Annotated in this window: 11 protein-coding genes; 7 read left to right on the forward strand and 4 right to left on the reverse strand. The window is 58.7% G+C overall.

All coding sequences use genetic code 11. The annotated features are described in order from the left end of the window. Positions 1-350 precede the first annotated feature (350 nt). Entirely contained in the window at positions 351-1,028 is a 678-nt protein-coding gene (locus B3V69_RS12770) for a hypothetical protein (RefSeq protein ID WP_296447097.1), read from the reverse strand. Between the two features lie 243 nt (positions 1,029-1,271). Continuing rightward, positions 1,272-3,863 (reverse strand): EAL domain-containing protein, encoded by a 2,592-nt coding sequence (locus B3V69_RS12775; RefSeq protein WP_296447098.1) that lies wholly within the window; start codon positions 3,861-3,863, stop codon positions 1,272-1,274. Between the two features lie 283 nt (positions 3,864-4,146). On the opposite strand from B3V69_RS12775, the gene B3V69_RS12780 reads away from it, so the two are divergent. The 6 genes from B3V69_RS12780 to B3V69_RS12800 all read left to right on the forward strand — a co-directional run bounded on the left by B3V69_RS12780 (position 4,147) and on the right by B3V69_RS12800 (position 7,914). Then, positions 4,147-4,380, forward strand: a complete 234-nt coding sequence (locus tag B3V69_RS12780) for a DUF805 domain-containing protein (RefSeq protein ID WP_349679213.1) — start codon at positions 4,147-4,149, stop codon at positions 4,378-4,380. Beyond that, positions 4,377-4,460, forward strand: coding sequence for a hypothetical protein (locus tag B3V69_RS20665; RefSeq protein ID WP_349679214.1), 84 nt, complete (start codon positions 4,377-4,379; stop codon positions 4,458-4,460). Before B3V69_RS12780 ends, B3V69_RS20665 begins: the two co-directional genes overlap by 4 nt. A gap of 85 nt (positions 4,461-4,545) precedes the next feature. Then, a complete protein-coding gene (locus tag B3V69_RS12785) occupies positions 4,546-5,031 on the forward strand; it encodes a tetratricopeptide repeat protein (protein WP_296447100.1) in 486 nt (161 codons plus the stop codon). 113 nt (positions 5,032-5,144) lie between these two features. Further along, a complete protein-coding gene (locus B3V69_RS12790; RefSeq protein WP_296447102.1) occupies positions 5,145-5,387 on the forward strand; it encodes a hypothetical protein in 243 nt (80 codons plus the stop codon). A gap of 106 nt (positions 5,388-5,493) precedes the next feature. After that, positions 5,494-6,264 carry a YdcF family protein gene (locus tag B3V69_RS12795; RefSeq protein ID WP_296447104.1) on the forward strand — a complete coding sequence of 257 codons (771 nt, stop codon included), beginning with the start codon at positions 5,494-5,496 and terminating at the stop codon, positions 6,262-6,264. A 45-nt stretch (positions 6,265-6,309) separates the two neighbouring features. Further along, on the forward strand, positions 6,310-7,914 hold the full coding sequence (locus tag B3V69_RS12800; protein ID WP_296447106.1) for a GGDEF domain-containing response regulator: 1,605 nt from the start codon (positions 6,310-6,312) through the stop codon (positions 7,912-7,914). 1 nt (position 7,915) lies between these two features. Here B3V69_RS12800 and B3V69_RS12805 read toward each other — a convergent pair whose 3' ends face one another. Beyond that, positions 7,916-9,220: a hemolysin family protein gene (locus tag B3V69_RS12805; protein WP_296447108.1), complete on the reverse strand. Its 1,305-nt coding sequence runs from the start codon at positions 9,218-9,220 to the stop codon at positions 7,916-7,918. Between the two features lie 24 nt (positions 9,221-9,244). Between B3V69_RS12805 and B3V69_RS12810 the strand changes: the two genes are divergently transcribed. Then, complete coding sequence (locus B3V69_RS12810; protein WP_296447110.1) at positions 9,245-10,117, forward strand: symmetrical bis(5'-nucleosyl)-tetraphosphatase; 873 nt, start codon at positions 9,245-9,247, stop codon at positions 10,115-10,117. Between the two features lie 36 nt (positions 10,118-10,153). On the opposite strand, the gene B3V69_RS12815 is transcribed toward B3V69_RS12810, so the two are convergent. Next, positions 10,154-11,314, reverse strand: a 1,161-nt coding sequence (locus B3V69_RS12815) for a DEAD/DEAH box helicase (protein ID WP_296447112.1), incomplete at its 5' end; no start/stop codon positions are given.

The raw sequence follows: 11,314 nt of genomic DNA on the forward strand, positions 1-11,314 counted from the left end.
TGGAGCTAAATGGATAGCCCATTCACCTATCCAGTGCATCGCTTGTAAGCTGTTGATTTATATTGATTGTAGGGCTTCAATCAACGGGGGCGAATGCTTTTATTTTCACATTCGTAATGAGAAGGTCGGGTGTTCGATTCATCTCTCCGGCACCAAATGAAAAGGGGGTAGGCTTCCATGGTCTATCCCCTTCTTCATGTAGTCAGTACGTAATCGTTCAATGATTATGTTTCACCTCTCCATTTCCTTGCAAGTTTATTTGTGGTGGCAGCACAGGTCTTATCACGCAATGAAAACGACCTGACGAAACGGCCTGCGGCCAAACCTGCTTGATCAAAACGCTCAATCCCTCAGACACCATGCGGATTCGATAGCACTCGGTAAAGGTCTGTCGGTCTAACTATTCGTACATCAGTCTTTAACTTTGTCCGTTCGAGAGCACTAATAAGGCTGAAGTCAAGAGTGAGGAAATAATCACAATTGTTGTGTTCTGCGCACCAAAGGTGGAATGCATCAATCATCTGATTCCTGTTCGGCAATTCCGCACCTTGATATGCACCTGTGGCTTTTTGGAACGCCAAAAAGCGTTTGTCTTTAATGGAGCAGAGAAAATCCATCTGAGCTGCTTTGCCATCTATTCCAAGCCCACCCCATACTCTTTCATACTTAAACGGGGCCTCAATGAACTCCAGCGGAGCACCGTAAAAGCTCCCCGTCTCACTATCGAGCGCTGGCAGGCCCCAAATTTCATATTGAGATTCGTCCGAAATGACGTAACGAACTCGACCCGTCCGGCCTTGCTCGGCAAGGTGCGGTAATACCTCTGCTTCCAACTTCAGCTCGATATTTTTGATGTTGTCATTTGGATTGATTACTGCTTCAGTAAACACCAACCCAACTTCCTCGATGGGCCCCCATCTCACGCGCTTTTCTTGTCCTACATATCTAATCAATTCAGTTGCAGAAAACTTGAATACGTTGGTATCAACATAGGCCGTGGGAGGTTCGATCAAAGATTCTGAGAGCATATAAACGTCACTTCAATTAGGATATTTGACCGAAGAAGACTGCATCATCCAATGTACCTGACAGTCTCAACCCGATCAAGCACCGAGATAGGTATCCAGTCGACTCGCGGCAAGTTGCAGACCTTCCGGCGCAACATGCGCATAACGCTCCACCATGGACTGTGTTTTCCAACCTCCCAAGCGTTGCAGTTCATGCGTCGGCGTGCCAGCCTCACGATGCCATGTGTAGCCGCCAGCCAAGCCTCAAATTTGACGCGAAAACTGCTTAAAATCTTCCAGTGGCAACGGTCGGCTGAACAGGAAGCCCTGGTAGGAAAAGCACCCTGAACGCGCCAGAAAGTCTCGTTGCGCCGCAGTTTCCACGCCTTCGGCGATCACGCCCATTCCAAGGTTCTGAGCCAGCGTAATGATGGTTTTGGCAATAGCCGCATCGTTGGGGTGATTGAGCACATCTTGCACAAACGACCGGTCGATCTTCAAATAGTCCAGCGGCAGGCGCTTGAGATAAGACAGCGAGGAATAGCCGGTACCGAAGTCGTCCAGCGAGAAGCCCACGCCCTGCGCTTTGAGCGTGAACATCTTCTCAACCACCTCTTGTAGGTTGGATACCAATAAGCTTTCGGTCAGCTCCAGCTTGAGTCGCTGTGGATTGGCCCCGGAATTCTTGAGTACCGTGAGTACCTGATCGACGAAGCCGGGCTGCCGGAACTGGTGCGCGCTGACATTCACTGCAATCGTGAAATGGGCCATTGCCGGTTGGGTGGCCCATTTTGCCAATTGCATGCAAGCGGTTTCCAGAACCCAATGGCCTAAAGGCAGAATCAAGCCCGTTTCTTCGGCCAGGGGAATGAACTCGGCCGGAGACACGATGCCATATTGGGGATGCTGCCAGCGGACCAGGGCCTCGGCGCCAGTCACGCGGCCGTCGCCCCCGATCTGGGCTTGGTAATGAAGAAGGAAATGCCTTTCTTCAAGGGCGTAGCGCAGATCTTTTTCCAGCGCCGAACGCTCCTTCACGGCAGATTCCAGCGTGGGGTCAAAGAAGTGGATCAGATTGCGACCGGCGCCCTTGGATTTGTACAAGGCCAGGTCGGCCTGCTTCATCAGCTGATCGATCGTGACCTGGTCGCCTCTGAACACGGTCACACCAATACTGGCCGTGCTGCGTTGCGCAACGTCGCCGAGCTGGTAGGTCTGGTTGAGCGCGGCGAGAATCTTTTCGGCAACGCCTTCTATATTGGTGGCGGCCTCTTCTTTATCGGAATTCAATCCTGCCACCACAACCACGAATTCGTCGCCCCCGAATCGGGCTACCGTGTCTCCGTCGCGCACACACAGGCTCAGGCGTTGCGCGACTTGTGTGAGCAGCAGATCGCCCATGTCGTGACCCAGCGTGTCGTTGAGGATTTTGAAGTTATCCAGGTCAATGAACAGCATCGCACCATAGTTGCCGCTGCGCGAACTGGCGGCGATGAGTTGCCCCAGACGATCCAGCAACAAGGTGCGGTTGGGCAGGCCGGTGAGTTGGTCAAAGAAGGCCAGCTCCTTGATCTTTTCTTCGGCCTTTTTGCGCGCGGTGATGTCGCGCACGATGGCCTGCAAACAAGGCTCGCCGCCGAAATCGACGCGGCTGAGGCTGACTTCCACATCGAGCAGTGAGCCATCGGGCCGCAGATCGCGCCACTCGAAAACCGCCGCATGCCCGGCATCGGCTTTGGCCAGCATGTCGCGCAAGACGTCCCCGGACTTCTGCCCGTCGGGCTGCATCGGCGGCGAAGCGGGCATCAACGCGGCACCGATGATCTTGTCCCGGGGAATGCCATTCAGGGCTTCAGCCTGGCGGTTGCAGTCCAGCACGGTGGACCCGCGCAGGATGAAAACGGCATCGTTGGCCTGCTCAAACAGGGTGCGAAAGCGGCTCTCGGATTCCCCCAGGGAGCGCAGCGTTGCCGACAGTTCACGGGTGCGGGCGACAACCTGTTGGCGCAGGGTCCGGTTCCAGAGGAAGAGGATCACAATGACCAGCGCCACTGCAAACAACGCATAACCGCCGTAGCGGGCGACGCCCGGCCAAAAACCGTCACCCAGGGCTGCCCCTAGCCAGCGGGACTCTATGGCCGAGCGTTCCTCGGCGCTGATGCGCGAAAATCCTTCGTCGACCAGCTGCTTGAGATCGGTCCTGCCTTTTGCCACCGCCCAGTGGAATTCGCCGACATAAAGCGGCGGCGAATAGCGGAACTCATCGGCCGCCCGTTCGTGGTTGAGGAAATAGAAAGCGGGCGGTTTGTCAATGCAGAACAAACGAATTTCCTGCCGAATTGCCGCTTTGACCTGGGCCTCGTAACTTGCGTAGCGTTTGAACTCGGCGATGCCGTGGGCCTTGAGATAGTCAATGCAGGCGTCGCCGTCCTTGACGTCAATCGTGAAGCCCTTGAGCGATGCCACGTCGGTGATGCCCGTGATGCTCCGGTGGAAAAAGATCGGGACTTCGATCCTTGCGTAGGGGCGCGAAAAGTCGTAGATCTTGCGCCTTTCCTCGGTTACAAAGATCGTGTCGATCACGTCAGCCTGGCCACTTTCCATGGTGGCGCGCGCCTTGGCCCAGTCCATCGCCTGGAAGTCAACGGCCACTCCCGTGCGTTGCTGCCACAAGCCCCACAAGCCCTTCAGAATGCCCTGTACCTGACCTTTGGAATCGCGAAAACTAAAGGGCGGATAGTTGTCGTCAAGAACAACGCGGATGGCGCTGGGTGGCGCCGCCGCCTGCCCCGGGATGCCGACAATTGCCAACAGCAAGGTCAGCAGCAAGCGACGCAGATAGGCAAGAAATGGCATGGTCTTAGCAGCCATTCTCACCATTGCCAGACGCCGCCTGCCGCTCACGCAGCGGGGGTAGCCTGAGAAAGATTGTCACGGTACTGTCCAAATCACCTCCGTGTAGCTAGCGGTTGCCGCTGTAGTGTAGTGCTGGCGTGCGGTGTTCCGCCAGAATTCGCCCAGCGCTGCGCGACTCACGCTCTTGAGGGATAGACGACAGATGAACCGTGCACCACAATGCAGTAATCCGCCGTTAAACCGGCGGGGAATTTCGATGGCGCAACTTCATCAAAGGGACACAATGACATTTCAGGAATCCATAAAAATTTGCTTCGCAAAATATGCTGATTTCAGTGGCCGGGCATCGCGTTCCGAATATTGGTGGTTTGTTCTTTTCACTCTCCTGGTCAGTGCGGCAGCGTCAGTGATCAGCCCCAAGCTGAGCGCCCTCTTTACGCTGGCGACGCTGCTCCCGTCCATGCAGCCGCCAGCAGAAGACTTCACGACACCCAGCGGAGTGGCTGGTGGCAATTGATCGTGCTGCTGCCAGTGATTGGCTTCATTGTCCTGCTGGTCTTCCTGGCTCAAGAGAGCCACGGTGGGGTCGATACGTAAGGCACAACCCAGCCCACCTTGGCCATCAACTGCTGGGGCAAACACAGGCCCCCTCGGACCGCGCGCGCTGTGGGCCTACTCACCGATGAAACAACTTCTACTTATCGCGATGACGGTGCTGATGCTGGGCCTCGGTACGACCTGGGCCGGACCCGTCGACGATTCGGGGGCGCCCCATGAAGGCGTTGACTATGCTAGTGAGCTGAAAATTTTCCGGCCACTGGCCGCACAAGGAAATGCGACGGCGCAATTCAACCTGGGGGTGATGCATGACGTCGGGCGCGGCGTCATGCAAGACTATGCGCAGGCGGCCAAGTGGTATCGGCTGGCAGCAACGCAGGGCCATGCGGCGGCACAGTTCAATCTGGGCGGGATGTATTTCGACGGGCAAGGCGTCACGCAAAATTTTGTTCGTGCGTACATGTGGTTCGCTCTTGCTGCAGGGGCTGGTTATGAGGGCGCCGCCAAGAACCGCAACAGCATTGCCAGGGAAATGACGCTTGAGCAAATTGCCCAGGCACAGCAGCTGGCGCGTGACTGTCAGCGGCGCAATTTCAAGGGGTGCGAATGAGCGCGGACGCCGACGCAAATAATTTCTCGTCAAGAAGGCATCTGTTGCTACCATTCAGACAGGCGACACGCAAAGCAATGCACAAATAACGACATTGCAATCATGAGGACAACATGGACAGTAAGCTGAGCGATATCGAGTTGTTGATAGCCAAGCTGGACCTGGAGCGTAAATGGCACCAGTTGCTGGAGAGGAGACATGCGGTTCAGCAACATCACGCAGGGCCTGAGTTGCGGGCTGTTGAATTGCTGATCGAAAAACTCCGACTCGAAAAATTACGTGAAACACTGCGGGACCGGCGCAGGTTCGAGCGCAACGGGCCACTTCGCAGAACCGGCTTCACCAGGGCGCTATAGTTCCCCTTTTCTTTTTTCGCATTTCTGACCGTTCGCTGATCCAGGCGAGTCGGTTTGTTCGCCGCCAGCAGGGGAAATTCCTGCTGCGGCCGTTTTATCAGACCCCATGTTTCTCGCTTCAAAATTACTTTCGTTTGCCACTCAGCCACTGGCTTGGGTTGTGGTTCTGTTGCTGGGCGGGCTGCTGTGCATGCCGGTTCGACGCCATTGGGGCCTGCGGCTGAGCTGGGCCGCCCTGGCGGTGCTGCTGTTGCAGGGCTGGGAACCGCTGCCGGATGCACTGCTGCGCCAGCTTGAAGCACAGCAGCCGGGGCCCGCACCAGGGACCTCTTTGCTGCCGTACGCGGGCGTGGTGGTGCTGGGCGGCGCGCTGGAGCCCGCTTACGTGTGGCAGGGGCACGGCCAGGTCGCGTTGAACGACGCCGCGGAACGCATGACGGTGCCCATCGCCTTGCTGCAGCAGTACCCGCATCTGCGTTTGCTGTTCACCGGTGGCGAAGGCGAATTGTTTGCCAACGGTTTGACCGAAGCTGCGCGTGCCAAAATTTTCTTCGACAGCATGGGTGTTGCCCCGCAACGGGTGATATATGAATCGGCTTCGCATACCACCTATGAAAATGCCATTTTCAGCGCCAAGGTGCCAGGCGTGAACCCGGCCCAGCCCTGGCTGCTATTGACCTCGGCCTCGCACATGCCACGCGCCATGGCGCTCTTTCGCACGGCGGGCTGGAACGTCACGCCTTATCCGGTGGACTTTCGTGCTGGCATGCACACACCATGGACACAATACTCGCTGGCGCAGGCCGCCGCCAAATGGCACTTGGCTTTGCACGAGTTGGCCGGCTTGCTGGCCTACCGGCTGGCCGGGCGCGCCTAGCCACGGTGCGCCATAATTCCAGACTTCACGTTCGGGTAAAAAAAGATGTCATGCCCCCCCGCTGAGTTGAAGATAAAAAGCGACGAGCTGCGCCACAAATGGGAAGCGTATGTCGCTTCACCGGGCTTTGAGCCCTTTGTCGAGTTCGCTGTTTGCCTGTCAAGCTTTTCTGATTTTCTGCAGGGCAAAGGCTTGTCGGGCCTGCACCAGATGTCACACAGCCTGGAGCAGCAAGCCCTTTCCCTGTTTGACGAGGCCGACCGGCAGCAGATACCGCCCGCCACGCTGGACCATTTACGCAGCCGGATTGAAGGGCTGGGCGCACGCGTCGCCGGATTCATTGACAGCAACAGTCGCCCGGTGGCCGATCGTCGCGCGCACTGCGAAACTGACATATCGTCTGACGTCGTCCCGACCCACCGGGTCTGGCTGATTGGCAACACGGCAGACGAATGGCAGCCCTTGATGACGCAACTTGCCTACTTCGCTATCCAGGCGCAGGTGTTCCCTTGGCACAATGTTCCGGCCGAGATCAAGGAGCCGGCTATTTTGCTGCTTGACACGCAGGGCATGTCACTCGAAGAGGCCTGCGAGCACATCGAGGCTTTGCGTGCCCGCTTCTCGGCCAGCAAACTGATTCTTCACAAGTTCCAGGCTGACTTCAACAACCTCAAGGCCGCTCTGCGGGCGGGTTGCGACTATTGCTTTGCCGACGCAACGCCCGAAGCCGTCATCCTGACCAAGATCATCGAGCTGTGCAGCAATGAGGAAGAACCGCCCTACCGCGTGCTGGTGGTGGAGGACTCGCTGACGGCCAGCAAGTCGATCCAGCGCACGCTCAAGCAGAACGGCATCGAGTCGTTTGCCGTGACCCAGCCGCACGAGGTGCTCACCGGGCTGCGCAGCTTTCAGCCTGACCTGATCCTGATGGACATGTACATGCCGGACTGCACCGGTGTGGAAGCGACGCGGGTCATTCGCCAGCATGCCGAGTTTCTGTCGACACCCGTCATCTATTTGTCCGGCGACGGCGATGTCGCCCTGCAAGTGGACGCCCTGCGTCTGGGCGGAGAGCACTTCCTCACCAAGCCGTTCAACCCGGTGTTCCTGAACGCCGTGGTCAAGAGCAAGATAGAGCGCTACCGGGCGCTGCGCCGCTCCATGCAGCACGACAGTCTCACCGGCCTGCTCAACCACGGCACCTCCAAGGAGCGGCTGGCGGCGGCCGTCAACGCGGCCAGCAGCAGCAACGGACTGCTGGCGGTGGCCATGATCGACATTGATTATTTCAAGACGGTCAACGACATATACGGTCACCCGATGGGCGATCAGGTGATCAGAAGCCTGGCCTGGCTCCTCAAGCAGCGCCTGCGCAAGACTGATCTGGTGGGACGCTATGGCGGCGAGGAGTTTTTGGTGATTTTGCCGGGCTCCAATGCCGATCAGGCCTTCGACGTTCTGGACCGCATTCGTCGCGATTTCAGTCTCATCCAGTATGCGTTCAAGGACACCCGGTTCAAAGCCACTTTTTCCGCCGGTGTGTCCCAGTTCCCGGCCACGAGCTGCCCGGAAGCGTTGATCAAGGATGCCGACGAAGCGCTCTACGATGCCAAACACAGCGGACGCAACTGCGTCGTCACGCGCGGCTGAGTCAGTCCGCGCCCGACCCGGCAAGCCGACTGGCGAGCACCTTGTCGATGCGCTTGCCGTCCAGGTCAACCACTTCGAACAGCCAGTCCGCGCACTCGATGCGCTCGCCGGTGGCCGGCAGGTGGCCCGAGACCGACATCAGCAGACCGGCCACCGTGTTGTAGCGGCCGCGGTCTTCCTCAGGCAGATCGCCCAGCCCCAGACGGACCTTGAGCTCGCCCACCGGCATCAAGCCGTCCAGCAGCCACGAGCCGTCGTCGCGCTGCGTGGCCCAGGCATCAATCTGTGCCCCCGGCTGCAATTCGCCGGTGATGGCCTCCAACAGGTCGCGCGGCGTCAGCAAGCCCTGCACCACGCCATACTCATCCACCACCAACACAAACCGGCCCGCCTTGGCGCGAAACTGCTCCAGCAACTCCATGCCGCTCAGGGTCTCGGGCACAAAAGACGCGGGTATGGCGTACGCCTCGATCGGGCCCGACGTGTCGACGCCCAGTTCCAGCAGACGGGCAACACTGATCACGCCCACCACGTCGTCGAGCGAGCCACGGCACACCGGATACCAGGAATGCGCACCTTTTTTTCCTCCGGCCCCGGCCATCATTAGGCTTTGTGCTACGGTATTAGTAGCATCAAGCCATTCGACATCAGTTCGAGGGACCATCAGCGAGGTCAGTGGCCGGTCATCGAGCTGAAAAACGTTTTGTACCATCTGGTGCTCATGTCGTTCGATCAGGCCCGCGTCAACCCCCTCTTCCAGACTGGCGGTAATTTCTTCCTCCGTCACCGCACGCGATGCATTGATATCAATACGCAGCAACTTGAGAACCGCCGCCGTGGTGCCGGACAGCAATTTCACAAACGGGCCTGCAGCAGTGGCCAGCCACAACATGGGACGCGATACCCAGCGGGCTACCGGCTCCGGGTGCAACTGGCCGATGCGCTTGGGCACCAGCTCACCAAAAATAATGGTGGTAAAGGTGATCAGCGTGACCACGATGGCGGTGGCCGAAATGGCGGCCGCTTTTTCGGCCACGCCAAACCCGTGCAGCCACACCGCCACGCCTTCGCTGAACGCGGCCTCCCCCACAATGCCATTGAGCACACCGATGGAGGTGATGCCGACCTGCACCGTGGACAAGAACTGGTTGGGGTTGCCAAGCAAGGCGAGCGCCGCCTGCGCCCCTTTGTCACCGGCCTCCGCCATGGCGTTCAGCCGCGCTTTGCGGCTCGCCGTCAGGGCCAACTCCGACATGGCAAACACACCGTTGAGCAGGGTCAAGAAAACAATCAGCAATAATTCCATGGATCAGCAGCGAGAATAAACACCATGGCACTTTACTTGATTGGTGACGTGCAGGGTTGCGACAGCGCCTTGCAGCGCTTGCTGGATGAAATTTCTTTCTCGGCGAGCCGCGACACGCTCTACATGCTGGGTGATCTGGTCAACCGCGGGCCGGACTCGGCGGGCGTGCTGCGCCGTGTGATGGGCTATGGTGGGGCGGTTCAATGTGTTCTGGGCAACCACGACCTGCACCTGCTGGCCATTGCCTATGGCGTGCGCAAGCCGAGCCGAAAAGACACTTTGAGCGGTATTCTGGATGCCCCCGACCGGCCGGCGATGCTGGACTGGCTGCGGGGGCAACGCATGGCGATTCTCGAACAGGTGGAAGGGCATGAGGTCTTGATGGTCCATGCCGGTGTTTTGCCGGCGTGGACCGCCATCAAAACAATCGCCTTGGCTGCCGAGGTGGAAACCGTTTTACGTGGCCCGGCGCTAGGCGATTTTTTGCACCAGATGTACGGCGATGAACCGACTTTTTGGAGCGACACACTGGGCGGCACGGCCCGGCTGCGCGTGATTGTGAACGCCCTCACCCGACTGCGGTTTTGTGACGCCGATGGCCGCATGGAATTCGCCAGCAAAGAAGGCGCTGGGGCCACGCCGCCAGGCTATTGGCCGTGGTTTGATGTGCCGGGCCGTCAGACGGCAGGCCTTACGGTGGCCTTTGGCCACTGGTCGACGCTGGGCTGGCTAGGGCGTAGCGACGTGCTCTCGCTGGACACGGGTTGCGTGTGGGGCGGCTGTCTGAGCGCGTTGCGCGTGGGCGGCACGGGGCGCTCAGTCGGCGCCAAGACCAGCGCCATGCTCCAACAAGAGCTAATTCAAGTCAAGTGTGAGCAGGCGCAAAAGCCCGGCTAAAAAAAGCCCAACGCAAACGTCGGGCCAGCGCTCATATCAAGACGTTACTTCAGCCTTGAACAGCGCTGCCACCCGGCGCTTGGGCTTGATGTTGGCCGAAATACTGCGTGCGCCGTGCCGGGCGGTGGTCGCCTCCCAGGAAGGCGTCACCTCTGCGGCAGGTGCCGCTTCGTAGGGCTTGTCAAAGAACGGGTCGCGCGACACCGGCGCTGGTCGCGTGAAATCACGGCGCGGTGGGCGATCCTGGCGGGCGAACTGCCCTTCGTGCGCCACATCCCGAATCGAGCCGGCCCGGTGGCTGCCATGGCGGGAGTCGTCCTGCGCACCTTCGGCGTACATGCGACGGCCGTCATTGATGCGACCCTGCTTGCGGATATCCGGCACATCTTCATCAAACTCCACGGCCTCCAGGCCAATTTTGGTTTTGATGAGTTTTTCAATATCGGCCACCAGACGGGCATCGCTCTTGGAAACAAAAGTGACCGCCAGGCCCGCAGCGCCGGCGCGCCCGGTGCGACCAATGCGGTGCACATAGTCTTCGGCATTGAAGGGGACATCGAAGTTGAACACGGCAGGCACATCCTTGATGTCCAGTCCGCGCGCAGCCACGTCGGTGCAGACCAGCAAATCGACCTCGCCTTTTTTGAAGGCGTCGAGTGCTTTGAGACGTTCGTCCTGGCTTTTGTCGCCATGCAGTGCGGTCGTTTTCAGGCCTTCATGCTCCAGCGAGCGCGCGAGCCGCGCACAACCGAGTTTGCTGTTCACAAACACAAAGGCCTGCTTCATTCCGCGTTGCTTCAGGATCTGGTGCAACGCGTGGCGTTTGTCGTCGTCGCCCACGCTGTAGAAATGCTGCTCGACGGTCGACGCCGTGGCGTTGGAGCGCGCCACTTCAATCGTCACCGGGTCTTGCAGGTAGCTGCTGGCCAGACGCTTGATTTCGCTTGAGAAGGTCGCGGAAAACAGCAGCGTGGTGCGCTGCTTGGGCAGGTAGCTCAGGATGCGCTGCAGATCGGGCAGAAAACCGATGTCCAGCATGCGGTCGGCTTCGTCCAGCACCACATATTCCACCTGGTTGAGCACCGTGTTTTTGGCCTCAATGTGGTCCAGCAGGCGGCCGGGCGTGGCCACCAGAATTTCGACGCCTTTTTTGAGTTCCAGCGTCTGCGGCTTCATGTCCATGCCGCCAAACACCAC

It is taken from the genome of Rhodoferax sp. UBA5149, assembly GCF_002413825.1.
GTDB lineage: Bacteria > Pseudomonadota > Gammaproteobacteria > Burkholderiales > Burkholderiaceae_C > Rhodoferax.